Source organism: Nonomuraea sp. NPDC049419, from assembly GCF_040676995.1.
Lineage (GTDB): Bacteria > Actinomycetota > Actinomycetes > Streptosporangiales > Streptosporangiaceae > Nonomuraea > Nonomuraea salmonea.
In genome coordinates, this window is sequence record NZ_JBFAQB010000010.1 from 165717 (window position 1) to 190186 (window position 24470).

Annotated in this window: 26 protein-coding genes; 15 read left to right on the forward strand and 11 right to left on the reverse strand. The window is 71.4% G+C overall.

The features are described from left to right. The first annotated feature begins 30 nt into the window (after nt 1–30). On the forward strand, nt 31–483 hold the full coding sequence (locus AB0K12_RS27765; RefSeq protein WP_364567177.1) for a MarR family transcriptional regulator: 453 nt from the start codon (nt 31–33) through the stop codon (nt 481–483). Next, on the forward strand, nt 480–1679 hold the full coding sequence (locus AB0K12_RS27770; protein WP_364567180.1) for a glycosyltransferase: 1200 nt from the start codon (nt 480–482) through the stop codon (nt 1677–1679). The genes AB0K12_RS27765 and AB0K12_RS27770 overlap by 4 nt, the downstream gene beginning before the upstream one ends. Here AB0K12_RS27770 and AB0K12_RS27775 read toward each other — a convergent pair. From AB0K12_RS27775 to AB0K12_RS27790, 4 genes are all read right to left on the reverse strand, one after another. Next, nucleotides 1674–2900 carry a cation:proton antiporter gene (locus AB0K12_RS27775; RefSeq protein WP_364567183.1) on the reverse strand — a complete coding sequence of 409 codons (1227 nt, stop codon included), beginning with the start codon at nt 2898–2900 and terminating at the stop codon, nt 1674–1676. The two genes, AB0K12_RS27770 and AB0K12_RS27775, sit on opposite strands and share 6 nt — an antisense overlap. A 100-nt stretch (nt 2901–3000) precedes the next feature. Then, on the reverse strand, nt 3001–4563 hold the full coding sequence (locus AB0K12_RS27780; RefSeq protein ID WP_364567186.1) for a hypothetical protein: 1563 nt from the start codon (nt 4561–4563) through the stop codon (nt 3001–3003). A 1-nt stretch (nt 4564) separates the two neighbouring features. Then, nucleotides 4565–5470, reverse strand: coding sequence for an ABC transporter ATP-binding protein (locus AB0K12_RS27785; protein WP_364567189.1), 906 nt, complete (start codon nt 5468–5470; stop codon nt 4565–4567). Next, nucleotides 5463–6098, reverse strand: a complete 636-nt coding sequence (locus tag AB0K12_RS27790; protein WP_364567192.1) for a TetR/AcrR family transcriptional regulator — start codon at nt 6096–6098, stop codon at nt 5463–5465. The genes AB0K12_RS27785 and AB0K12_RS27790 overlap by 8 nt, the downstream gene beginning before the upstream one ends. Nucleotides 6099–6268: 170 nt before the next feature. Here AB0K12_RS27790 and AB0K12_RS27795 point away from each other — a divergent pair, with 170 nt between their 5' ends. From AB0K12_RS27795 to AB0K12_RS27810, 4 genes are all read left to right on the forward strand, one after another. After that, entirely contained in the window at nt 6269–6712 is a 444-nt protein-coding gene (locus AB0K12_RS27795; RefSeq protein ID WP_364567195.1) for a CBS domain-containing protein, read from the forward strand. A gap of 83 nt (nt 6713–6795) precedes the next feature. Continuing rightward, entirely contained in the window at nt 6796–8253 is a 1458-nt protein-coding gene (locus AB0K12_RS27800; RefSeq protein WP_364567198.1) for an FAD-dependent oxidoreductase, read from the forward strand. Next, nucleotides 8250–8852, forward strand: coding sequence for a TetR/AcrR family transcriptional regulator (locus tag AB0K12_RS27805; protein WP_364567201.1), 603 nt, complete (start codon nt 8250–8252; stop codon nt 8850–8852). The genes AB0K12_RS27800 and AB0K12_RS27805 overlap by 4 nt, the downstream gene beginning before the upstream one ends. A 65-nt stretch (nt 8853–8917) precedes the next feature. Then, a complete protein-coding gene (locus tag AB0K12_RS27810) occupies nt 8918–11644 on the forward strand; it encodes an AAA family ATPase (protein WP_364567204.1) in 2727 nt (908 codons plus the stop codon). A gap of 14 nt (nt 11645–11658) precedes the next feature. Here the strand turns inward: AB0K12_RS27810 and AB0K12_RS27815 are convergent, their stop codons facing one another. Then, complete coding sequence (locus tag AB0K12_RS27815; protein ID WP_364567207.1) at nt 11659–12288, reverse strand: hypothetical protein; 630 nt, start codon at nt 12286–12288, stop codon at nt 11659–11661. A gap of 219 nt (nt 12289–12507) precedes the next feature. On the opposite strand from AB0K12_RS27815, the gene AB0K12_RS27820 reads away from it, so the two are divergent. Next, a complete protein-coding gene (locus AB0K12_RS27820) occupies nt 12508–12822 on the forward strand; it encodes a hypothetical protein (protein ID WP_364567210.1) in 315 nt (104 codons plus the stop codon). Between the two features lie 40 nt (nt 12823–12862). Here AB0K12_RS27820 and AB0K12_RS27825 read toward each other — a convergent pair whose 3' ends face one another. From AB0K12_RS27825 to AB0K12_RS27840, 4 genes are read right to left on the reverse strand one after another with little or no spacing between them, the layout of a single operon-like run. Continuing rightward, complete coding sequence (locus tag AB0K12_RS27825; protein WP_364567213.1) at nt 12863–13435, reverse strand: hypothetical protein; 573 nt, start codon at nt 13433–13435, stop codon at nt 12863–12865. Beyond that, entirely contained in the window at nt 13432–13698 is a 267-nt protein-coding gene (locus AB0K12_RS27830; protein WP_364567216.1) for a hypothetical protein, read from the reverse strand. The genes AB0K12_RS27825 and AB0K12_RS27830 overlap by 4 nt, the downstream gene beginning before the upstream one ends. Nucleotides 13699–13715: 17 nt before the next feature. Beyond that, a complete protein-coding gene (locus tag AB0K12_RS27835) occupies nt 13716–14036 on the reverse strand; it encodes a hypothetical protein (protein WP_364567219.1) in 321 nt (106 codons plus the stop codon). An 18-nt stretch (nt 14037–14054) separates the two neighbouring features. After that, nucleotides 14055–14651, reverse strand: coding sequence for an NAD(P)H-binding protein (locus tag AB0K12_RS27840; RefSeq protein WP_364567221.1), 597 nt, complete (start codon nt 14649–14651; stop codon nt 14055–14057). Nucleotides 14652–14753: 102 nt separating this feature from the next. On the opposite strand from AB0K12_RS27840, the gene AB0K12_RS27845 reads away from it, so the two are divergent. The 3 genes from AB0K12_RS27845 to AB0K12_RS27855 all read left to right on the forward strand — a co-directional run bounded on the left by AB0K12_RS27845 (nt 14754) and on the right by AB0K12_RS27855 (nt 17853). Beyond that, nucleotides 14754–15134 (forward strand): SgcJ/EcaC family oxidoreductase, encoded by a 381-nt coding sequence (locus AB0K12_RS27845; protein ID WP_364567224.1) that lies wholly within the window; start codon nt 14754–14756, stop codon nt 15132–15134. Nucleotides 15135–15219: 85 nt separating this feature from the next. Then, a complete protein-coding gene (locus tag AB0K12_RS27850) occupies nt 15220–16227 on the forward strand; it encodes an aldo/keto reductase (RefSeq protein WP_364567226.1) in 1008 nt (335 codons plus the stop codon). A 393-nt stretch (nt 16228–16620) separates the two neighbouring features. Then, nucleotides 16621–17853 carry a cytochrome P450 gene (locus AB0K12_RS27855; RefSeq protein WP_364567229.1) on the forward strand — a complete coding sequence of 411 codons (1233 nt, stop codon included), beginning with the start codon at nt 16621–16623 and terminating at the stop codon, nt 17851–17853. Between the two features lie 229 nt (nt 17854–18082). Here the strand turns inward: AB0K12_RS27855 and AB0K12_RS27860 are convergent, their stop codons facing one another. Then, nucleotides 18083–18613 carry a hypothetical protein gene (locus AB0K12_RS27860; protein ID WP_364567232.1) on the reverse strand — a complete coding sequence of 177 codons (531 nt, stop codon included), beginning with the start codon at nt 18611–18613 and terminating at the stop codon, nt 18083–18085. Between the two features lie 163 nt (nt 18614–18776). Continuing rightward, nucleotides 18777–19556 (reverse strand): DeoR/GlpR family DNA-binding transcription regulator, encoded by a 780-nt coding sequence (locus tag AB0K12_RS27865; protein ID WP_364567235.1) that lies wholly within the window; start codon nt 19554–19556, stop codon nt 18777–18779. A gap of 135 nt (nt 19557–19691) precedes the next feature. Here AB0K12_RS27865 and AB0K12_RS27870 point away from each other — a divergent pair, with 135 nt between their 5' ends. The 5 genes from AB0K12_RS27870 (at nt 19692) to AB0K12_RS27890 (ending at nt 24390) form a co-directional block, all read left to right on the forward strand. Further along, the gene (locus tag AB0K12_RS27870) at nt 19692–20669 is read left to right on the forward strand and encodes a sugar ABC transporter permease (RefSeq protein ID WP_364567238.1); all 978 of its coding nucleotides are present in this window, start codon (nt 19692–19694) and stop codon (nt 20667–20669) included. Continuing rightward, complete coding sequence (locus AB0K12_RS27875) at nt 20669–21544, forward strand: carbohydrate ABC transporter permease (protein ID WP_364567241.1); 876 nt, start codon at nt 20669–20671, stop codon at nt 21542–21544. The genes AB0K12_RS27870 and AB0K12_RS27875 overlap by 1 nt, the downstream gene beginning before the upstream one ends. 28 nt (nt 21545–21572) lie before the next feature. Then, nucleotides 21573–22910, forward strand: coding sequence for an ABC transporter substrate-binding protein (locus AB0K12_RS27880; RefSeq protein ID WP_364567244.1), 1338 nt, complete (start codon nt 21573–21575; stop codon nt 22908–22910). 83 nt (nt 22911–22993) lie between these two features. After that, a complete protein-coding gene (locus tag AB0K12_RS27885; RefSeq protein ID WP_364567247.1) occupies nt 22994–23719 on the forward strand; it encodes a glycerophosphodiester phosphodiesterase family protein in 726 nt (241 codons plus the stop codon). Between the two features lie 2 nt (nt 23720–23721). Further along, nucleotides 23722–24390: an HAD family phosphatase gene (locus tag AB0K12_RS27890; protein WP_364567516.1), complete on the forward strand. Its 669-nt coding sequence runs from the start codon at nt 23722–23724 to the stop codon at nt 24388–24390. Nucleotides 24391–24470: the final 80 nt, after the last annotated feature.

Below are 24470 nucleotides of genomic sequence, written 5' to 3' on the forward strand. Positions count from 1 at the left end.
TCGACCCGAACAAAGCGATAGCATAGGGGCATGAGCGTCGATGAGTTCGTGGAGGACGCCGGCCTCTTCTACGAGCGGCTCGGGCTGAGCCGCACGTCCGGCCGGGTCATGGGCCTGCTGCTGACCGCCGACTCGAGCGGCGCCGACGCGCCGGAGCTGGCCGAGGCGCTGGGCGTGGCCAAGAGCAGCATGAGCGTGGCCCTGCGGCAGCTGGAGCAGGCGGGGCTGATCGAGCGGTTCCGGGTCAGGGGCGAGCGGCGCGACCGCCACCGCCTGGCGGAGGACGTCTTCGCCCGCGCCTTCCGCGCGAAGATGGCCGAGTTCGACGGCTTCCGCGCCCTGGCCGAGCAGGGGTTGCGCGCGGTGGGCGACGATCCGGCCCGTCGGCGGCGGCTGGAGCTCATGCGCGACATGTACGCGTTCATGATGGACCGCTTCCCCCGGCTGCTCGACGAGTGGGACGAGCTCAAGGACCGCCGATGAGACCCTTACTGATCACCGTGGGCAGCCGTGGTGACGTGCAGCCGTACCTGGCGCTGGCCCTCGGGCTGCTGGCTGCAGGGCACCGGCCGCTGCTGGCGGCGCCGCGCCGTTTCGCGCCGCTCGCCGCCGCCCATGGCGTGGAGTTCGCGCCGCTGAACGACGAGATGCTGGGGTTGCAGGACACCGTCCGCGGGCAGGGCGTGCGCGCCGCCATCACCGCCGCCCGCTCCGTCAAGCCGATGCTGCGCCGGATGCTCGACGACCAGGCGGCGCTCACCGCCGAACAAGCCGACGTCGTGATTTATCACCCGAAATCGCTCGGCGGCCCCTCGATCGCCGAGAAGCTCGGCGTCCCGGCCCTGGCCGGCCTGCTGGTGCCGCTCTACCTGCCCACCGCCGCCTTCCCCTCGCCGATCCTCCCCTTCCGGGTGCCGCGCGGCCTCAACCGGGCGAGCTGGCGGATCTCGGGGGCCGTCGAGGCGCCGTACCGGGGCACCGTACGCGGCTGGCGGGCGGGCAAGCTCGGCCTGCGCGGCACGCCCAGGCCGGTGACGGCGCTGGTCGAGGCGGGCGACGTCCTGCACGCCTGGAGCCCGCACCTGCTGCCCGCCCCCGCCGGCTGGCCCGCCGCCGCCCGGCCGACCGGCTTCTGGTCGCTGCCCACCGGCGACTGGACGCCGCCCGAGCGGCTGGCCCGCTTCCTCGACGACGGCGACCCGCCGGTCCACGTCGGCTTCGGCAGCTCCGCCGGCGGCGACCCCGGCACGCTGACGGCCACGGTGCTGGAGGCCGTACGGCTGACCGGGCGCCGCGCCGTCCTGTCCACCGGCTGGGGCGCGCTGCGTCCCGAGGGCGAGCCGGACGGCGTCCTGGTGATCGAGGAGGCGCCGCACGAGTGGTTGTTCCCGCGCGTGGCGGTCGCCGTCCACCACGGCGGCATCGGCACGGTGGCCGCCGCCCTGCGCACCGGAGTCCCCCAGGTGGTGCGCCCGTTCCTGGGCGACCAGCCGTTCTGGGCCGACCGCCTGCACCGGCTCGGCGTCGCACCGGCCCCCGTGACCGGCCGCCTCACCCCCGACCGCCTGGCCACCGCGATCGAGGCGGCGATCCCGCTCGCCCCGGCCGCCGGCGAGCGGGCCGCCCGCGTGACCACCGAGGACGGCGTCGCGACGGCCATCGCCCGCATCACCTCATGAGGCCGGCTCGTCGCCTGGTTCCTTCGAGCCGCGGATCCGCCGGGCGACGCCGTACCAGGCGGGCAGCTCGCGCTCCTCGTCGAACCAGCGGGCGACCACGATGTCGGTCGAGGAGTGCAGCAGGATCGAAGCCACGATGGTCACCGCCACGATCTGGAACACCTGCTGGGCGGCGCCGATCCCGGAGGCCAGGACGAGCAGGCCGTAGACGACCGAGGCGAAGCCCTTCGGGCCGAACCAGGCCACCGCCGCCTGCTCGCGCACCGACAGGCGGGAGCGCAGGAACGACACCCAGATGGCGATGGGCCTGGCCAGCACCAGCGCGCCGAGCGCGAACAGCCAGCCCTGCCAGCCCACGGCGAGCAGGGAGGGCGTGATGAGGGCGCCGAACACCAGCAGCGCCGCGAGCTTGAACAGCTCGGCGATCAGCTCGCCGAAGTGCTCGAACGACTCGCGCTGCCGCGGCCCGAAGGTGGCCACGGTGATGCCGGCGGAGAAGGCGGCAAGGAACAAGTTGCCGTGCGTGGCCTTGCCGATGGCGAGCACGAGCAGGCCGATGGCCAGAGCGTTGAGCGGCTCGTACTGGGTGGAGGCGGCGAACCAGCGGGTCCGCTCCAGCTTGATGGCCAGCCACGGCACCGCCACGCCGATCAGCACGCCGAGGCCGAGCTCCAGACCGAGCTCGCCCAGGTGCAGGTCGTGCGAGCCGGCGGCGATGGCCAGGAACACCAGCACGAACGGCAGCGCGAGCCCGTCGTTGACGCCCGACTCGACGTTGAGCAGCTGCCGCAGCCGGGGCGGCACCTTCTCGTTGCCGACCAGCGCGGCGGCGAAGACCGGGTCGGTGGGCGCCAGGATCGCCCCGACCAGCAGCGACTCGATCCAGCCCAGCCCGAGCAGGTAGTGCGCGCCGACCGCGGTGATGACCAGCGTGAGCGGCAGCCCCCAGCCCAGGGCCCGGCCGGGCAGCCGCCACGCGCTGCGCAGATCCTGCCAGCCCACGCGCATGCCGTCGGTGAAGAGCACCGCGAACAGCGCCAGCTCGGCCAGCGTGGCCACCAGCGGGTCGGCCGCCGTCAGCGAGACCACGCCCATGACCCCGTCGCCGAGGACGAATCCGGCGACCAGGAACAGCGCAGCCGTGGACAGGATGGTGCGGTGAGCGAGGCTGGACAGCAGCACGGCCAGCAGGAGCAGGAGAGCGAACGCTGTCAGGAGCATGGGGGGCGGAGACCTCCGGTCGACCGAAGCTGGAGATTTTCGCCGACCAGACTTCCCGGCACACCGGCACCTACCGTAACAGCACCCGATTCGCCGGTGTTCACCCGATCAGGTCACGCCGCCGCAGCGCGGCCAGGCCCACGCTCAGCAGGGCCGCGGCGACGCCGCTCAGCGCCGCCATGGTGACCGGCCCCGGGTCGGCGAGCGCCGAGTAGTGCACGTGCGCGAACGGGGACAGCCGGAAGACGCCGTCGCCGAGCACGCCGATCTCCCAGCCGAACTCCAGGAGCACGACCAGCGCGAAGGCCGCCCAGGCGGCGACGGCTCCGGCCCTGCCGAGCAGCCCGTACGCGGCGGTCGCGAGACCGGTGAGCACCCAGACGGCGGGCAGCAGCGCCATGGTCATGCCGAGCATGCCGGGCACGTCACCGGCGCCGATCCCGCACAGCACGCCGACGACCGCCAGCAGCGGCGCGGGCACGGCCAGGGCGATCAGCACGTGTCCCGAGGCCCACCGCAGCCGCCCGGTCGGCCCCGCCAGCAGGACTTCGGCGCTGCCGTCCGCCTCCTCCCGCCACAGCCTGGACAGCATCAGCAGGGAGCAGAGCGCGACGGTGTAGGCGCCGAAGACGTAGATCACCAGCCCGTAGAAGACCTCCGCGGCGCCGGCGGCGCCCATCCTGGACGCCCACACCGCCAGGCCGGGGCTCCGGCCGAACCGCTCGATCGCCTCCTGCCCGCCGAACCCCAGCACCAGCCCGAACAGCACGGCGGCGGCGAGCCAGGCGACCACCCCCGCGCGCTGCATCCGCCAGGCCAGGGCCGGCGGGGTGCGCAGCCAGGCCGCCGCCGTCGCCGGGCCCGCGCGATCGGGCAGCAGCCCGGCTCCGAGATCACGGCGTTCCGCCAGCCGGTACGCCAGCGCCGCCAGCCCGGCGACGACCAGGGCGGCTGCGGCGAACACCCACCAGCGTTCGCCGGCGTACGGTCGTGCCCGCAGCAGCCAGCCGGTCGGCACCAGCCAGCCCAGCCACGCGGCGCCCGTCAGCTCGCTGACCCCGCGGACCAGGTACAGCGCGAAGAACAGGGTGAGCGTGCCCACCGCGGCCGGCCGGGCGCCGCGCGTCAACTGCACGGCGACGGCGGCCATGCCCGTGGCCAGGGCGCCGCCGCAGCCCGCGACCAGGCCCCAGGCCAGCGAGCCGGCCGCCGGCACGCCCGCCGCCGTCAGCAGCGCGGCCATCAGGACGGCGAGGACGGCGTTCGCGGCCAGGACGACGGTCAGCGCGGCGGTGAGCGGCGCGTGCCGGCCGACCGGCGCGGCTCCGAGGAGTTCGCGCCGCCCGGCCTGTTCGTCGGAGCGGGTGTGGCGGACCAGGAACAGCACGCCGCCGAGCGCCGCGAAGATCATCGTGGCGGCGGCGCGCTGCTGGGCGGCGATGGCGCCGACGCTCAGCTCGTAGGCGGGGCCCTGCATGAGCAGCACGGCGGGGTTGGCGGCGATCTGCTCGGCGTACTGGCGGCGCGACTCCAGGGTGGGCAGCAGGGTCTCGATGGTGGCGACGGTCGCGTACGCGAAGCCGGCGACCATGAGCAGCCACAGCGGCAGCCAGACGCGGTCGCGGCGCAGGATCAGCCGGATCAGCGCGGTCGTCCCGGCCATGTCAGCCCGCCCTGCCGGAGAGCGGCGCCTGGTAGTGGCGCAGGAACAGCTCCTCCAGGGTGGGCGGCCTGGCGGTCAGCTCGCCGACGCCGAGTGCCGCCAGCCGGGCCAGCACTCCGGGCAGTTCGCCGGTGTCCACCTGGCAGCGCACCTGTCCGTCCGCGTCCACGGCCAGGTCGTGCACGCCGGGCAGCGCCGCCAGCCCGCCGGGCGGGCCGGGCAGCCGGGCGGTGATCGCGGTGCGGGTCAGCCGGCGCAGGTCGGCGAGCGTGCCGGTCTCGACCGTGCGTCCGGCGCGGATGATCGTCACCCGGTCGCACAACGATTCGACCTCGGCCAGGAGGTGGCTGGACAGCAGGATCGTCCGGCCGCGCGCTCGCTCCTCCGCCACGCAGTCGCGGAAGACGGCCTCCATCAGCGGGTCGAGGCCGGAGGTCGGTTCGTCGAGCAGGAGCAGCTCGGCGTCGCAGGCGAAGGCGGCGATCAGGGCCACCTTCTGCCGGTTGCCCTTGGAGTAGGCGCGGGTCTTCTTGCCCGGGTCCAGCTCGAAGCGCTCGATCAGCTCCGCCCGGCGGGCCGGGTCGACGCCGCCGCGCAGCCTGGCCAGCACGTCGATGACCTCTCCCCCGGTCAGGCCCGGCCACAGCCGCACGTCGCCGGGCACGTAGCAGAGCCGGCGATGCAGCTCGACGGTCTGCCGCCACGGGTCGCCGCCCAGCAGCCGGACGTGGCCGGCGTCGGCGCGCAGCAGGCCGAGCAGGATGCGCAGCGTGCTGGTCTTGCCCGCGCCGTTCGGGCCGAGGAAGGCGTGCACCTCTCCTTGGCGGACGGACAGCTCCAGGCCGTCCAGGGCCCGGGTCCTGCCGTACGTCTTGACCAGGCCGGTGATCTCGATCGGGTCAGTCATCGTCGTGCTCCCCGGTGATCCGGCGGCCGGCCGCCGAGCGGACGAAGTCGCCCATGGCGGCGTACACGTCGGCCATGGCGGCGCCGATGGCGGTGGCGTGCTCGCCCGACAGCACGTTCACGCCCATCCTGCGGCCGAGGTGGCCGTGCAGGACGATCGTGCCCGCATGCATCGCGCTCATCACGGCGGCCGCGTCGCGGGCCTTGGCCGAGCCCGCGGGAAAGCGGTCGGGCCAGGTGCCGGTCAGGAACTCCTCGGTCACCCGGACCGCGCCCTCGAAGAAGGCGTCGGCGGCGGGGCTGCCGTCCACCAGGGCGCGGGCGAGGTAGCGGGCCATCGGCTCGCTGCCGTCGTACAGGGCGGCCAGTCCGCCCGGATCCGGCTTGGCGACCTCGTCCTTCGAGCGTTCGACGAGCCGGTCGAGGACGTACGCGTCGCAGGCGTCGCGCAGCCCGTCCTTCGTGCCGTAGTGGTGCTGCACCAGGCCCACGGACACGCCCGCTGCCGCGGCGATGTCCTGCAGCCGGGCGGCCTTGACGCCGCGCTCGGCGAACTGGGCCAGCGCGGCGTCCCTGATCCTGGCGCGCGCCGTCAGGTCGTCGAGCGGTTTCTCGCTGCTCTCCTTCATGCCGCGACCATACACAGATATGGTTTCCAATATCCAGATATTGGCCGGGTTTTTCGGCCGCTGATCGAATTCACCACGCCGGACCGCTCCTTGTTGGTACGTTCGTGGTCGGTGTGCCGGGAAGTCTGGTCGGCGATGCCGTAACCGTCGATCACGAAAGGCCCCCTCACATGCGCGCCCGCGATCTCACCGCGCCCTTTCCCACCGTCACGCTCGACACCTCCGTGCACGAGGCCGCGAAGCTGCTGGCCGAGCAGAAGCTGCCCGGCCTCATCGTGCTCGACCAGCGGGGCCGGCCGCTGAGCATCCTGCCGGGCACCCAGGTGCTGCGGCTCGCGGTGCCCGCGTACTGCCAGGACGACCCGGCGCTGGCGCGGGTGGTGGACGAGGCGCACGCCGACCGGTTCCTGCGCTCCCTGACCGGCCGCACGGTCCGCGACGCCCTTCCCGAGCAGCCGCGCGAGCTGCCGATCACCGACCCGGGCGCGACCGCGCTGGAGATGGCGGCGCTGATGGCCCGTACGCACAGCCCGCTCGTGGCGGTGGTGGAGGACGGGCGGCTGATCGGCGCGGTGACGCTGCAGGCGCTCATGGACTGGGCGGTCGCGGACTGACGGTTCTCTGACGCGGAGGGCCATGGACAGCGGCGCTCTATTTTGTTTACGATACCGTTCCGTTAATTATTCAGGAGGTGGCGATGGACGCTGACGTTCTCGTAGTGGGTGCCGGGCCGGTCGGCCTGGCCCTGGCGTGTGCTCTCCTGCAACACGGCGTCTCCGTACGTGTGATCGACAAGGCCGCGGCCCCGGCCACCACCTCGCGGGCCAACTTCGTCCACGCCCGCGGCTCCGAGGTGCTCGACCGGCTCGACGCGCTCAGCGGCCTGCCCGAGGAGTCGGTCAGGGCGATGACGATCACCACCTACGCCGGCGACCGCGCCATCATGCGCATCAGGTTCGGCGACCCCGGCATGAGGACCGCCGCTCCCCCGATGGTGATCTCCCAGGCCCGCGTCGAGGCGCGGCTGCGCGACCGCCTGGCCGAGCTGGGCGGCGCTCCCGAATGGGGCTCCGCCCTGGTCGCCGCCGATCAGGACGCCGACGGCGTCACCGCCGTGCTGGGCGACGGTCGTACCGTGCGGGCGCGCTGGCTGGTCGGCTGCGACGGCAGCGGCAGCACCGTACGCAAGCTCGCCGGCATCGGCTTCCCCGGCGTCAAGCTGAGCGAACGCTTCCTGCTCGTCGACGCCCGCCTCGACACCACCCTCGACCGCTCGGGAACGAGCGGCTGGGTGCATCCGGAAGGCATGCTGGGCGCGATGCCCATGCCGGGCGGGCACTGGCGGCTGCTCGCCTACGACCCCGCCTTCCAGGACGACAAGCCGGGCGAGGAGCAGATCGTCGAGCGCATGCGCCGCATCCTGCCCGAGCGCACGGGCCTGCGGGACATCCGCTTGCTCGACGCGTCGTGGGCGTCGTTGTTCCGGGTGCACCGGCGCCTGGCCGACACCTACCGGCGCGGGCGCGTCCTGCTGGCCGGGGACGCGGCCCACGTGCACGCGCCGTTCGGCGGGCAGGGCATGCTCACCGGCGTCGGCGACGCCGAGAACCTCGCGTGGAAGCTGGCCCTCGTCGTGCGGGGCGAGGCCGGGGAGCGGCTGCTGGAGACGTACGAGGCCGAGCGGCGCCCGCTGGCCACCCAGGTGCTGCGCGGCAGCAGCGCCACCACCAAGGTCAACATCGCCTCCGGGCCCTTCGGCCGCTTCCTGCGCGACCGGGTTCTCGTTCCCGTGCTCAACATCGCCTGGTTGCAGCGGCGGGTCACGTACACGACGTCCCAGCTGTGGGTCAGCTACCGGCGCGGGCCGCTCGGGGGCGGCGGGCGGCGGCCACGTCCCGGCGACCGGATCCCCGACCTGGACTGCACGCGCCCCGACGGCACCCCCACCCGCCTGCACGCCGAGCTGCGCGGCCGCTGGGCGGTGCTCGGCGACGGCGCCGCGTTCGACGCGGCCCGCCGGCGGCTCGGCGACCTCGTGGTCCACCTGCGGCCGACCGGCCCCGCGCCCACTATGCTCGTACGCCCGGACGCCCACCTCGCCTGCAAGGGCGGCCCCGCCGAGATCACCCGCCGGCTGGACGGAGCACTCGCTTGACCGCCGCCCGAGGACGCGGACGCCCTCGCGACCCCGAGACCGACGCCGCCATCCTGCGTGCCGCGCTGGAGCTGTTCATCGAGCGCGGCGTCGAGGGCACCAGCATCGAGCAGATCGCCAAGCGCGCGGGGGTGGGCAAGCTCACCGTCTACCGTCGCTGGACCACCAAGGAGGACCTGATCGCGCAGGCCGTCGAGCAGCTGGTCAGCGCCGACATGGTGCCCACCCCCGCCGAAGTGCGGGCGCTGGCGCCGCAGGACATCATCGAGGCCGGCCTGAAGACGGCGGCGGAGACGACCGCAAGCCCCGCCTTCCGCGCGCTGGTCGCCCGCATGATGGGCGCGGCCGTCAGCCACCCGCAACTCATGGCCGTCTACTGGCGACACCACGTCCTGCCCCGCCGCGAACTGGCCACCGCCATGCTCCGCCGCGCCCAGCAGGACGGCACCGTGGCCGAGGACGCCGACCTCGACGTGCTCATCGACATGATGGCCGGAGCCGTCACCTGGCGCGTCCTCCAGCCCGACCCACCGGACGCCGACGGCATGCTCGGCTACCTCAAGAGCGTCTACCGGCAGATCGGGCTGTACCCGCGGTGACGGAGCCGGAAAAGGTGGCAGAAACCTGACTTTCTCGGCGATGCCGATGGCGCGATGATGACGTGGTGGGGCCAGACGGGTGGCGGCGGTGGGTGTGGGCCGGGTGCATCGCGGTCGCACCGTTCACGGTCACGCTGCTGTTCCGTTCCGAGAAGGACGACTTCTGGGAGCAGGCGAGCTGGGTGGCCGGCGCGTTGGGCCCGACGCTCGCGGTCCTCTTCTTCGTCCTCCAGAGCAGAACCGCCCACCGCGAGCAGGCCCGGAGCCGGATCGCGGACGAGGCCGGACCCGTCGCCCCCGCGGCACGCGTCGGTCCCGCCGCCCTGCCTCCCGTCGAGACGGTGTCCACGACCTCCCGGCTGTGGGATCGCACGGACGAGCGGACGACACTGCGCTGGAGGCTGCTCGACGGCTCGGGTGGCGTGGTGGTCGTCAGCGGCGAGCCTGGCATCGGCAAGTCGCGGCTGGTGAGCACGGTCCTGGACGATCTGCGCAAGCGGCGCTGGTCGCCGGTGCGCCCGCACATCATCTCCTACGAGGCCGCGCCCGACCGGCGATTACCTTTGAGCGCGCTGGTCGACGACATGGAACGGCTGCGCGGTGTCCAGCCGGTCGCGTGGGAGAAATACGAGCCGCACGCGACTGCGCCCGATCAGTTCAGGGCGGCGCTGGAGGCGCTCGGCAAGAGATGCCTGGTGATCGTGATCGAGAGCGCCGAACACCTGCTGGACGCCGGCATCGGGGAGATCGCCGATGAAGAGTTGAACGAGGCGTTCAACACTCTCGCCACCACCTCCGGTCACCGGACCTACGTGCTCCTGGTGACGCGGACGGCGCCGCGGGTCTCGGAACGCCACGTCTGGCCGGCGATGGCGGCTTCCTTCGAGGTCGGCGCACTGCCCGTCAAGGACTTCACCCGCTACTTAGGCGAGCTGGACAAGGCCGGTGGGCACGACCTGGCCAAGCCGCTAGCCGAGTACCACGAGCAGTTGCGCGGCAACCCCCGCCTCGCCGAGCTGGCGCACGCGATCTTCGCCTCGCCGCCCTTCGACCACCGCAGGTTCGCCTCCATCGTGCTGGGCACCGGAGCCGACGGCCTGTCACGGGTCCTCACCGACGAGCTGGTCAAGGGGCTCGGCCTCGTCGCACGTCGCGTGCTGGAGGCTCTAGACGCTTTCGGCACGCCGATCGACGCCGCCGGGGTGTGCGCCGTCCTCGAGGAGGAGCATCCCGAGGGCCCGGTGAAGGACATGCTGGCGACGCTGGCGGAGAAGGGCGTCGTACGGACCACCCCTGACGGCCGGTACTACCTGCCGCCGTCCGAGGCCGACTGGCTCGGACGCGGCACGCGGCAGGAACGACTCACCGACGCGCAACGCAGCATGCTGCTGTACGAGAGCGCCAAGCAGCTGTTCCAGCGCCGGGTACGGCCCGCCGACGGCATCGAGGACCTGCGCGCCGACTTCGCCGGCCTGCGTGCTCATCTCCGGACAGGGGTGACCCTCAACCACGCCTACGACCTGATCGACTCTCTCGACGCGGTTCTGGGTCCCTGGAACTGCGGTTACCTGCTCATCGAGCAGCGCGAGGCGCTCAGGGGGCGGCTCGACAACCCGTGGTGGGCACAGCAGAACGAGAACGCGCTCGGGTATCTCTATGCCGCGCAAGGGAGGTTCGCCGAGTCGATCGAGGCGTACGGCAACGCGCTGCGTCGTGCCCGTCAACGGGATGACGTGCCCAATCGCATCAGGATCGAGGTGAACCTGGCCGGAGCCCACTGGTGGCACGGCGACGTCAAGGCGGCCTGCGCCAAGTACGGCGCGGCCAGGAAGGACTGCGACGAGAGCATCCCGAGCGATCCTGACAGGTACGACGCGCTCCGGGCGGTCCGGCTGGGCGCCCTTGAGGGGTTGGCCGACTGCCACCGGCACCACGGCCGCTACGACGAGGCGCTGGAGCTCGCCCGGCTGGCCATGGACGAGCCCGAAGATGAGGCGTATCCGGACACGGAGGAAGGCTGGGATGCCGCCGCCCGATGCGTCGGCATCGCGCTGAAGCTGGCCCGATGGCACATCGAACTCGATGAGGACGAGGAGGTCGATGGCCTCCTGATCCGCGCGAAGGCGGAAATAGAGCGTCAGGAGAGGCGACCGCGCCAGGCGAGGCGACCGCGCCAGCCGAGGCGCATCCGGGAGGATCTCTGGGCCTTCTTCAACGCGAAGGTGGCCGGAAATCGCCTCCTGCAGGGGCGCTTCCAGGATGCCGTCCCGATGGCGAAGCTGGCGGTGGAGGACTCGCTCAAGTTCGGCGATCCGGCGACCCTGCTCCTGGCTCGGACGAGCCTGTGCTACGCGTACCTGCTGGGTGACGACGTGAACGTGGTCGAAGCCACTCGGCAGATCGAGAGCGCTGCACGGTACCGGCGGCCCGGCGGCCCGCTCATCGTCCCCGCGCTCCAGGCGCTGGTCGCGCCGGGCGCCGATGACGCTCGTGCTCGTTTCGAGCAGCTCCTTGAGGAGACCCGCGAGCGCATCGAGCACGATGACGACGACATCACAGCCTGGAACCACCGCGGGTTCGCCATGTGCGGTCTAGGTGACCGTTTCAGCGTGGAGGAGGCCCGCAAGACCTTCGGCACGGCACGCGAGAAGACGCTCCGGCCTGCGCCGAACCGGGTGGGTCTCATCGTCCCCATGGTGGAGCTGCTCGATCGCCGGAGTGCGACGCCGGGCCGGTTGGAGCCGGTCATCCGGGACCTCCGCTCGGCCCGCTCCCGCCCCGCCGGCGCGTGACCCATGGGCCGTTCTCAGCGGGACGGTCCCCGGGAGCCCGCGACGGTGTCCCCTTCCGGCTCCACGTCCGCGCGTAACCAGCCCTCCGCCTGCGCGCGGACGATCGCCTGGATGCGGGTCGAGACGCCCATCTCCTGGTAGAGCGCCTGCAACATCCGGAACATCGCGCGCTCGGAGTATCCGGACCGCCTGGCCAGCTGGGCGACCGTCGATCCCGCGGCCAGCTGTCGTAGCCACGACAGTCGCCGCGCACTGAGGAATACCGGAACCCCGTCGGCCGACCGCGGTCCTGTACTGAGCGCACTCGCCACCGCCGCGGGCATCACCGCCTGCCCGTCGGCCGTCGCCTCGACAGTACGGCGCAGGGCTCCCGGCGTCACCTCGCGCTCGAGCACCGATCGCGCGCCGGTACGCACCGCTCTGGCCCCGATCTCTCCCGGGTCGTCCTCGCCGATGACCGCGATCACGGCGTGCGTCCCTCCCCCGTCACATAGCCGTTCGAGGAGGTCCCAGTCAGGCTCTCGGACGAGCGTCAGCAGGACCAGTTGCCGCCTGCCGCGTCGCACCCATGCCAGCACGTCCGCGGGAGTCTCGACGTCGTGGCCCGCGGCGGACAACACAGTGGCGACCCCCTGCCGGAACATGGGTAGAGGGTCGACAACCGCGACGTGGACGGCCACCTCAGACAGGAGTCCCTTCTGGATCGCTAGAGCCTAAACACCACGATCGCCGAGCGCCCACCCGGAGGTGCCGCTCCGGCGGATCCCTGCCGCCCACCGGACAGGTTCGTGCCCATAACCGTTCGTGGACCTGCGGCGCGGGCGCTTCCTAGCGTCGAGGAAGATTCCTGCCAAGGAGGTCTCATGGGCAATCCCGCCCGACCGGCGCATTACGTCCTGGTGACCAGCACCAAACCCAAGCAAGCGTGGGACGGCAAGCATGACCTGGTCGGCGAGCTCCCGCCGGAACTTCGGGCGGCCATCATCGGTGCCATCGACGACATGGTCAAGCTTGGGCGGATGTCGATGGAGAAGGTCTCAGCGGAATTCGTGTACAGGAAACTTCGTAACGGGCAATTCTGGGGCCGGATCCGCGAGGCCAGCGATCCTCTTCTCCGCGACCTGATCGACACGATCATCAGACAGGAGAGCCGACGGCGGCCCCCGGAGCGCACATGATTCCTGGCCGCCAAAGCTCCCCAAGCTCGTGGGAACCGGCTCAGGAGATGGCGCGCATGATGGTGGTGGCGGCGTGGCGGAGCCAGGCGTCCTCCTCCTTCTCCGGGGAAGGGCGGGCGCAGGCGTCGAAGAGGACGCCGTCCAGCTGGGCCACCAGCATGCGGGCCGCGCGCCCCGCGTCCGGGACGCCGGCCGCGCGCAGGCCCTCCTCGGCCATCCGGACGAACCGCTCGCCGGCGGCGTCCAGCTCGGCGCGCAGCAGAGCGCCGTCCCCGGCGTCCAGGTAGAGCTGCATGCGGGCGCGGGTGCGGATCCTGGCCGGGCCGAGCCAGTGCTTGAGCAGGCCGGCCAAGGTGGCGGCGGCCTGGTCCCTGGTGCTCCAGGCGCCGGGCGGGAGCCGGGTGACCGCGGGCTCGTCCAGCTCCAGCAGGCGTTCCAGGACGCCTTCGAGCAGCGACCGCCGCGTACGGAAGCAACTGCTCGTGCTGCCCGCCGGCAGCCCGGCGCGCGCGTCGGCGGCCCGGTGCGTAAGGCCGCGCAGGCCCTGCTCGGCGATCACCTCGATGGCGGCGTCGGCCGCGCGCTGACGTCGCGTGCTCGGTCGCGTGCTCATGGGCGGCGCTCCACGGTGACGGGCACGCCGTTGAGCACGGCGGTGCCGCTGACCTGGTCGAGGCAGGCGGGGTCGGTGACGGCGTTGGCGCTGGTGCCGGGCAGCTCGCGGGCCGCCATGTCGCCGGGGTGCATGAGCAGGTGGTGGCGGGGCCGGCCCTTCACGCCGAGGTCCGCTCCCTGCGGCAGGCGGCGTAGCCGGTCGAGCGTCAGCCGGTAAGGACCGGTACGCAGGCCGAGGTCCACGATCCGGTCCGGCCGCATGCGCAGCATGAGGGCGGTCAGCGCGGGCGGCTCAAAGCGGCTTCCGCCAGGTCCGTCCACCGCTCGGACGCGGAAGGAGGCACGACCACCCAGTCCTTCACCACCTTGCCCCGCCCCATCGGGTCGAACAGGGACGCACCGTCCAGCTCCAGCGCGGCGTCGTACTCGGGAGTGTCCCTGACCAGGCGGAACACCATCGCGCCGTCGCGTTGCAGGCTCGCGAACACCTTCCCCGCCTGGTCCTTGAGCGCGGGCCTGCCCATCATCGTGGAGATCCGTACGCCGAGGTCGGCCAGCTCGGCGCCGACCTGCTCGAAGTGTTCATCCGGGCTCATCATGATCGATACCTTAAGGCGTCATCTGGGGCCGCAGATGCCCATGGCCCGGCCGCCCGGCGCGGGGTCCTCGGCCGCGTCGAGGAGCGCCATCGCGTAGTCGGCGCGGGTGAGCTGCGCCGCCCCGCCCGTGGCGTTGTCCTCGAAGTCGATGTGCACCCGTCCTGCGGGCGGCTTGTCTTTCAGCATGGTCGCGCGAGCGATGGTGTAGTCGAGCCCGCTGACCTGCAGCATGCCCTCCGCCCGCGCGAGGTCCACGTAGGCCGCGCGGAAGAACAGCCAGGCCAGCGTGACCGCGAGCCTGGGGCGGGTGGCCGGCACCGACCTGCTGCTGGTCATCACCACCCGCCGCACGCCGGCCTCGCGCATGGCGGTGATGAGCGTGCACGCGATGCCGCTGCCGCCGACCGCGGAGATGACGGCGTCCTGCCCCTGGACGGCCGCGCGCACGGTCTCGAGGTCGTGCGCGTCGCCTGCGACAACGCCCGCGAGGCCGCCGCGGTCGGTGAGCAGCTCGGGGCGGCGGGCGAAGGCGGTGATCTCGTGGCCGCGCGCGGCGCCCTGGGCCAGGACGTGCTTTCCGGTACGGCCGGTCGCGCCGATGACGAGGATCTTCATGGTATGGCACCTTTCTCTATGGCGAATTGCACTATAGCCATACGATCAGGCTATAGTGCAATTCGCAATAAGGAAGAAGGCATCAGCGAAGGAGCCGCGACCATGTCCGAGAACGCCGAGATCACCGCCCTGCTCACCCGCCTGGCCGACGCCTGGAACGCGGGCGACGCCACCGCCTACGCCGCCCTCTTCACCGAGGACGCCGACTACATCACCTTCGACGGCACCCACACCGAGGGCAGGACCGCCATCGAGGCCGCCCACCGGTGGCTGTTCGACGGGCCACTCAAGGGCTCCACCATGCCCGCCCTCGCCGAGCCCCGGTTCAAGCGGCTGGCCGACGGGGCCGTACTCGTGGTCTCCGAGGGCGGCACCGCCGTCGGCGGGCGGCTGCGCAGCTCGACCGTCTCCTTCACCGCCGTACGCACCCCCGAAGGGTGGCGGTTCGCCTCCTTTCAGAACACCCGGGTGAGCGCGCCTTGACCTGGAGCGCACTTCAGCTCCTAGCCTCGAACTCACCGTGAGGCGCCGCAGGCATCCGACCGTCATCGACGACAGGAGAAGTCGCGTGAAGACCGTAGAGCTGGGACGTACCGGCGAGCAGGTCAGCAGGCTCGCCCTGGGCTGCATGATCATGGGAACCGTCACGCCGGAGGACGAGTCCGTCACGATGCTCGACCGGTACGTGGCGGCCGGCGGCAATTTCCTGGACACCGCCGACTGCTACTGCTGGTGGGAGAACCGGGGCAGTCTCGGCGGCGAGAGCGAGGAACTGATCGGCCGCTGGCTGCGCCGGTCGGGCAAGCGTGACGACGTGTTCCTGGCCACGAAGGGCAGTGCCGTCGTCCGCGACCTGGACGCCGTCTGGACCGGCGAAGGACCCGACTGGGACGCGGCCTACCGCACCTTCGTCGGCGCCGGGGCCAAGACGCTGCGCGACGCCATCGACGGCAGCCTGCGCCGGCTCGGCACCGACCACGTCGACCTGTACTACGTGCACGTCGACGACCGGGCCACGCCGCTTGAGGAGACGCTGGAGGCGCTGGCCGGCATCGTCCAGGCCGGCAAGGCCCGCTACATCGGCTGGTCCAACGTACGGACCTGGCGGCTGGAGCGGATCAGGCAGCTGTGCGCGCAGCACGGCTGGCCGGCGCCGGTCGCCCTCCAGCAGCAGCACTCCTACCTGCGCCGCCGGGCAGGGCTGCGGCACGCCTCGATCGTGGACGACGAGCAGCTCGACTACCTGGAGACGCACGACGACCTCACGCTGGTCGCCTACTCCCCCATCCTCAAGGGCATCTACGACGACCCGGCCAAGCGGCGCGGGCACTGGGCGATGGACCCGTACGAGGGCCCGGACGCCGAGGCCAGGCTGGCCGCGGTCGCCGAGGTGGCCGCCGAGGCGGGGGTGACGCCGAACGCGCTGGTCCTCGCGTGGCTGATGCACCAGAGCGCGCCCAGCATCGTCCCGCTGATCGGGCCGCGCACCCTTCAGCAGTACGAGGCGGCGCTGCCGGCCCTGGACGTCAAGCTCACCGACGACCAGCTCGCCCGCCTCGCCGCCGCCGGCGCCTGACCTCAGCGCACTTCGACCCCTTCGGCCCGCTCGGGGCCCGGAGGGGTCGCTGCTGTCATGCCAGGCCGTCGAGGCGGACGCGCTGGTCGGCCGCGTACGAGGAGGCGGCCGCCCGGTTCGAGGCCGTGATGGGCCCGGAGCAGACCCTGACCAGGACCCGCCCGCGCCGACGTGGAACGCGTGCGCCGTCAGCTCTGGTGAAGCGTTTCGGCGCGCATTCCCGAATTTCGTAAGTCATAGAGGGCGCTTTTGCCGGGAGGTTCGTTCGATACAACCGTGACGCTACATGTGTCATCGCGATCACGTTCTTATTCTGAGCCGGACGTGTAGGGGTTTTGCCGTAGGTGGGAAAATCCGCCTCGGCGGCCGTCCGAGAACAGGGGAATTCCGGCGATGACCGCAGCGAACGCGCACGTGCCCGCCTGCCCGATCACTCATCCGCTGGATCTCGGTCCCGACGGGGTCAATCGTCCCGGCCTATATCCTCACGCCCTTTATCACGAGCTGCGTGAGACCGAAACCGGCGTGCATCAGGTCGTCCGCCCGAATGGTTCCCCGGCTTTCCTGGTGACCCGTTATGACGATGTGCTGACCGTGCTCCGAGATCAGGCGACTTTCTCCCGGAAAGAGGCACTCGGCGAGGACGACATCGATCTCGGCGGCACCATTCTCGGCCTCGACGACGCCGAGCACGCCGCCGTGCGCGGCGTCGTCGCCGACCATTTCACGCCGCGGGCGGTGCGCCGGCTCGGTCCGCGGATCGAGGCCGCCGCGTCGGCGCAGCTGGCACACCTGCTGGAGGCGGGCGAGCCGGCGGACCTCATGGAGTCGTACGCGCTGCCCTACGCGCTGAACGTCATCAGCGACCTGTTCGACCTGCCGGCGCAGGACAGGTCACCGTTCAGGGCCTGGGGTGAGGCGTTCCTGGCCACCAGCACCCTCAGCCGGTCAGAGGCCGCCGACGCCCAGTTGGCGATGGTCGGCTACCTCGCGACCCTGATCGAGCGACGTCGCTCCAAGCCGGGGGACGACCTGCTGTCGACGATCGCCGCACGGGGAGCGGCCCTGCCTCCCGACCAATTGCTCAAATTACCGCTCGCGCTGCTCGTGGGCGGCTGGGAAACGACGGCCAGCAGCATCGGCACGTTCACGCAGGTTCTGCTCTCCCACCCGTACGACGATCACGAGACCGCCTACGCCTATCTGGCCGAGCATCCCGAAAACGTGGAGCCCGCGCTGGTGGAGTTGCAACGCATGTTCACCACGGCCGCGGCGGACGCATTGCCGCGCCGCGCGACCTGCGACACCGCTCTGCCGAGCGGAGCCCGTTTACGAGCGGGCGACCTCGTCATCCCGTCCCACGTCACGGCGAATTACGATCCCCGCGTCTTCCCAGACCCGCACCGCATGACCTTCACCCGCGCCCCGAACCGCCACCTGTCCTTCGGCCACGGCGCCCACCACTGCATCGGACGCCATCTGGGCCACGCCGAGATAGCGGCGGCCATGAGCGTGCTGCTCCGCGAGTTGCCCACCCTCAGACTCGCCGTACCGGCGGAGGATCTCCAGCGCAAGACCGGCCAGATCATCGCGGGCCCGGTGAGCGTGCCGGTCGCCTGGACCTGAGGGCGGTCGGCCGGATCAGGGGTACCGCCGATCGCGCCACGGGACTCCAGCCTGTCGAGGTGCGCGATCAGGTCGCCTTGGTCCAGGGCCGGCCGCGCCGCCACCTCCCTGGGATCAGGTCATGGCCGACCCGCGAGGAGAACCCGTCGGGCACCTGGCAGGCGGTCGGCGGCTTCGTGAAGCCGGGGCCGGGCGAGGGCCCGGCCCCGGATGTCACCGGCCGCGGATGTCACTGAGCGCGGAACGTGCCGCTGATCTCCACCGTGACGGGGAAGCCTCGTACGGCCGCGTCAGGTGTAGAGGTTGATGTCGAGCGCGTCCAGGACCAGCCTGATCGGGTTGGCCAGCGTCTGGGAGGCGCGGAGGAGATGCGGAAGAACGCCTGGCCGCCGCCCCAGACGTAGGTCAGCTCGCGGCGTACGCGCTCGGGCCAGCACCAGGCGACCGCGCAGTCGACCAGGTTGGGCGCGCCGCCGAAGGCGATCGGGCGGAAGCGCTCGAGCACCGCGATCCGGTGGAGACGCCGCCAGGCGCCGGGCGGATGCGGAAGCGGTGCGGCTGCGCGTCGAAGACGCCGTGGCGCACCATCATGGGGACGTCGCGCGTCCTCGAGCTCGCCGTGCGCGTCACGGATGGGACTGGTCACGTCCCGCAGCGCGGCGTCGGTGACCGCGCCGGCGGCGCGGGCCATGACGTCGTCGGCGACGGACGGGAAGGGCTCGGGCAGTCCTGAGGGCGCGAGAAACTCTTCGTTCGGCATCGTTGCCTCGATTCGGCCGGTTTCCGCTGACGGGGACGGCCCGGCCACCCCTGCCGGGCCGCTGAGGGCCTCAGTGTCCTCCCGCGCGACCGGCCCGGCGTCAGGGCCCGGCCCAGGGTTATCCCTAGCCCGCGGCCCTCAGGAGACCGGGGCGTGGTCCTGGTCAGACGCGCAGAATCTTGGGGCCGGCCTCCCCGTAGCGCTGCGCCGCCGCCCTGGGCAGCTGCTTGCCGGTGACGACCCAGGTCACCTGGTCGAGCTCGGCGAACTTGGCGAAGCTGGCCACGCCGAACCTGGTGTGCTCGCACACCAGCACGCACTGGCGGGCCGCCTGCAGCGCCGCCGTCTTGGCCGCGGCCACCGTCGGATCGGGAGTGGTCAGCCCGCGTTCGATCGACACGCCGTTGGTGCCCATGACCGCGAGGTCCACGTTCAGCTCGGCGAGCATCGCCGTCGCCCACTTGTCGACGGTGCCCATGGTCGCCGGGCGCAGCCGCCCGCCGACGATGATGACGTCGTGGTCGGAGTGCCGGCCGAGCTCGGCGGCGACGGTCACCGACCGGGTCACCACCGTCATCCTGTTCAGCCGGCGCATCGGCCCGATCAGGTCCTCCGGCAGGGCACCCTCGTCGATGAACACGGTCCCGACATCGGCCATCATCGCGGTCGCCGCCTCCGCGATCGCCACCCGCTCCTGGGTCTTGGCCTTGTGCCGGTGCTCCAGCGGCGTCTCGTACCGGCCGATGTCGGTGGGGTAGAAGACGCCGTACGAGCGGACGATCAGCCGCTGCGCCTCCAGCGCCCGCAGGTCCCTGCGCAGGGTCGCGGGCGAGATCGCGAACATGTCGGCGATCTCGGAGACGACGGCACGGCCCTCGCTGCGGACGTAACCGAGGATGCGCTGCTGACGGTCGAAGGCACGACCTTGAAACACGCTCGACATCTGCCGACACCCTTGCACATGTGATGGAAACGTTCGCGCAATGGTCACAGATTCAGCACCAAATGACCAGATTCGAGCACTTAACCGCCAGTAAAGTCGGCACACGTTCGTTCCCGATGCGATGGGTGGTAGCCCGTGAGCAGTGGAGTCAGCGATCTCGAATCGGGATCGGCACTCTCCGTCAGCGCCCGGCGGCCTGACGACACCGGGCAGAAGGCGTCCGGCCAACGGGCTGCGGCACGCCGTCGCCGGCGTGGCTACCTGCTGTTCGCCGCCTTCGCGATGCCCAACCTGGTGCTGATCGCCGTCTTCGCGTACTGGCCGATCATCCAGAACATCTACCTCAGCTTCACCACCTGGGACTTCATCTCGCCGGCGGCCGAGTGGGCCGGGTTCCTCAACTACCAAGCCCTGTTCAGCAGCTGGTCATTCCCCGACGTGCTGCTCCGCACGCTGGTGTGGGTGGTCGTCGTCGTGGTCGTGACCCTCGTGCTCGGCCTGGCGCTGGCGATGCTGTTCGCGCAACGCATACGCGGCACCACCTCGGTGCAGACGCTCGCCTTCGCCCCCCACGTGCTGTCCGGGGCGGCGATCGCGACCATCTGGCTGTTCATCTTCGACCCCAACCACGGCCTGAGCCGGCTGGTGTTCGAGGCGTTCGGCGCCACCTCGCCGGCGTGGACCACTGACGGCTCGTGGGCGCTGTGGGCGCTGATCATCGTCTCCATCTGGAAGGGTCTCGGCTTCGTCGCGATCGTCTACCTGGTGGGCATCCAGCAGATCCCCTCGGAGGTGCTGGAGGCGGCCAGGATCGACGGCGCGGGCCGGTGGACGCAGTTCCGGCGCATGATCTTCCCGCTGCTCTCCCCCACCACGTTCTTCCTGGTCATCACCCAGACGATCTCGGCCTTCCAGGCGTTCGACGTGATCGCCATGATGACCAGCGGCGGGCCCGCCCGCTCCACGACCACGCTGAGCTGGTTCATCTACGACGAGGCGTTCAACCGCACCAACGTCGGTGTCTCCAGCGCGGCCTCCATGATCATGTTCGTGGTGCTGATGGCGATCACCGTCCTGCAGTTCCGGTTCGTCGAGCGGAGGGTTCACTACTGATGACGGTCATGCCGACCGCGGCGTCCACCGAGCCCACCCGCCACAAGTCGCCGGCCTCCCGGCGCACACCCTGGTGGGGCGTGCTCGGCCTGGTGGTCACCGCGCTGATCTTCCTCGTCCCGATCTACCTGTTCGTCACCACGGCGTTCAAGACCAACGAGGACATCAACAGCTGGCCGATGCGGCTGATCCCGCAGTCGCTGACGCTGGAGAACTTCGCCACCGCCTGGGAGCTGGCCCCGTTCGGGCAGTTCCTGGTCAACTCGGTCGTGGTGGCCGCGGTCGGGACGGTGCTGAAGGTGGTGCTGGCGGTCTTCACCGCCTACGCCTTCGCGTTCCTGCCCTTCCCCGGCAAGCGCTGGCTGTTCGTCTTCATGCTCGGCGCGCTGATGGTGCCCGGGCACGTGACGCTGCTGGTCAACTACATCACCGTGGGCCAGCTGAACCTGCTGAACACCTACGCCGGCCTCATCCTGCCGGGGGTGGCCTCGGCGTTCGGCACGTTCCTGCTCCACCAGTTCTTCCGGTCGCTGCCGTACGAGGTGCTGGAGGCGGCCCAGATCGACGGCTCCGGGCACCTGCGGACGATCTGGTCGTTCATCGTGCCGATGTCCCGGCCCGCGATCATCACGGTCGGGCTCATCGCCCTGATCGACGAGTGGAACAACTTCGTCTGGCCGCTGATCGTCACCAACTCGGTCAACATGCGGACGCTGCCGATCGGGCTGCTCTACCTCAAGGAGAACGACGGCATCAACGACTGGGGCGCCCTGATGGCCGGGACCCTGTTCGTCGTCCTTCCGGTGACCATCGTCTTCCTGCTGGCGCAGCGCTACATCGTCGCCGGCCTGGCCGGGAGCGCGCTGCGCCGATGAGCATCACGTACTTGAGAAAGGAAGCAGCGTGACGGGACCGAGTTTCAGCCGACGCCGGCTCCTGTCCGCCGCCACCGCGGCCGCGGCCGGCCTGGCGCTGAGCGCCTGCGCAGGCCGCAAGGAGGGCTACTACGCCCAGGTGAGCGGGCAGGTGCCGGACAAGTTCGCCCGCCGCGAGCGGGTGGTGCTCTGGAGCGCGTTCACCGCGCACAACGCCGAGGTCCTGCAGACGATCATCGACGGGTTCAACGATGCGCAGCAGGACATCTACTGCGAGATCCAGCTGTTCCCCGGCTACCCGGCGCTCGACTCGAAGCTGGCCGCCAGCTTCGCGGTGGCGCAGGTGCCCGACATCGTCACGCTCAGCGACGTGAACTGGAACCGCTACTACCTCGCCGAGGCGCTGGAGCCGCTGAGCGGCTACTTCGACGCGGGCTTCCGCCCCGACGCCTTCCACCCGACGTTCCTCGCCGAGGGCACGATCAGGAACGAGATCTTCTGGCTGCCCTGGGCCCGCTCGACGCCGCTCTTCTACTACAACAAGGAGATCTTCGCCGGCGCCGGCCTGCCCGACCGCGGCCCCAAGACCTTCACCGAGCTGCGCGAATGGGGACAGCAGCTCAAGGGCTACAAGCACAACGGCTCGCAGATCAGGATGCGCGCCTACAACGGCAAGGACGACTGGTACTTCCAGGGCTCGTCCTGGGCCTTCGGCGGTGCCTACTCCGACGGCATGACGCCCATGCTGGAGTCGGAGCAGACGGTCGCCGCCCTGGAGTTCGACCGGGCGTTCATCCACGACGACAAGATGGCATACCTGTCCGGCGACGTGAACGCCGACTTCGCGGCCGGCGTGACCGCGACCATCTGCAACTCGACCGGCGCGCTCACCTCGCTGCTCAAGGCGGCCACGTTCGACATCGGCGCGGCCTTCCTGCCCGAGCAGGACCAGCCGGGCGTGCCGACCGGCGGCAGCGGGCTGGCGATCATGCGCAACGCGACCAAGGAGCGCAAGCAGGCCACCTGGGAGCTGGTCAAGTACCTGGCCGGCACGGGCGCGCCCGAGTGGAGCCTCAACACCGGCTATCTCCCGGTGACGACCAGCTCGCTCAACTCGCCGAAGATCAAGGAGCGCAACGCCAAGTCGCCGCAGTATCAGGTGGCCCAGGACCAGCTGAGCCGGGCCCGCCAGGCGGACGTCATGCGCCGCTACGTCAACGAGACGATCTCCGAGATGCTGATCGTCCTGCAGAAGGTCTACTCCGCCAACGCCGACCCGGCCGAGACGCTGCGCGAGGCGATGCGCAACCTCGACCCCGCCGTCCAGCGGGTGATGCCGAAGTATCACCGGCTGGTGGCGCCCTGATTCCGGACCTCTCGTGCCGCCGCTCCGACGGCCGCCCCCCACGGGACGTCACGGACAAAGAGAAGAAACGAGGAAGGAAGATCGTGGCATTTGCCATCGTCGGACACCGCGGCGCCATGGCCGAAGCACCCGAGAACACCATCGCGTCCTACCGGGTGGCCGAGGAGGTCGGGGTCGACGAGCTGGAGACCGATGTCCGCATCAGCGCGGACGGGCAGCTGTTCATGCTGCACGACGCGACGCTCGACCGGACCGCCGCCGGGCCCGGCGGCAAGGACCTGGGGCCGGTCGCCGCGCTGACCTGGGCGCAGATCAGCGCGGTGGACGTGGGCGGGGGTGAGCGGGTGCCCACGCTGGAGCAGATGTATCAGGCGACGACCAGGTTCGTGCAGCTGGAGATCAAGGACCTGGCCGCCATCGACGGCCTGACGGACTTCTTCCCCCGGCATCCCGAGTACGCCGAGCGCACGATCCTGACCGGCTTCTCGGTCAAGGCGATGGCCACGGTGGCCGAGAAGCTGCCGGACATCCCGCGCGGCATCATCGTCTCCAAGTGGACCGACGCCGAGGCCCACCCCGGCGGCTACCGTCAGCTGCTCAAGGACACCGGCTCCAGCCGCATCCACAGCGGCGGCGAGGGGCTGACCGCCGACGTCGTCAAGCGGCTGCACGACGAGGGCTTCCCGGTGCACGGCTGGCCCACCCGCACCGAGGACGACCTGCGCCACTGGGTCGAGCTCGGCGTGGACGGCACCACCGGCGACGACCCCCGCACGGTGCGGCGCTGGCTCGCCGAGGCGCTGCGTTGAGCGTGCGGACGGCCGGGATGGAAGCGGTGCTGTTCGACATGGACGGCACCCTGTTCGACAGCGAGCCGCTCTGGGACGTCAGCCTCGCCGACCTGGCCGCCAGGCTCGGCGGCGAGCTGCGGCCCGAGATCCGCCGCCAGGTGGTCGGCAGGAATCTGCGCGACACCGCGCAGCTCCTCCACGACGACCTGCACGTCACGGCGGACGCCGCGGAGTCGGCGGCGTGGCTGCTGGAACGGACCAGGCAGCTGTTCGCCCGCGGCGTGCCGTGGCGGCCCGCCGCGCAGGCCGTGGTCGAGTCCGTACGCCGGCGGGGCATCCCCACGGCGCTGGTGACGTCGAGCCACCGCGTCCTGGTGGACGAGGTGCTGGCCCGGCTCGACCCCGGCACGTTCCAGGTCGTGGTCTGCGGCGACGAGGTGAGCCGGCCGAAGCCGGACCCCGAGGCGTACCTGACGGCGGCGCGGCGGCTGGGCGTCGATCCGCGCGGCTGCGTGGCGCTGGAGGATTCGCTGCCCGGCGTCGCGTCCGCGCTGGCCGCGGGCTGCCTGGTGGTGGCCGTGCCCGAGGACGGCGCCGCGCTGGGCGACGGTCACGGGGCGGTGGTGGCCGAGCTGGAGAGCGTCACCGTCGACGGGCTGACCTCACTGCTGGCCGCCAGGGTGGGCTGAGCACGTTCACAGCGCCGCCCCTCGCCGGGGCGGCGCTGTGACGCTCCCATGTGCGCGGGCGATTCTCAGGGGGCCGATCG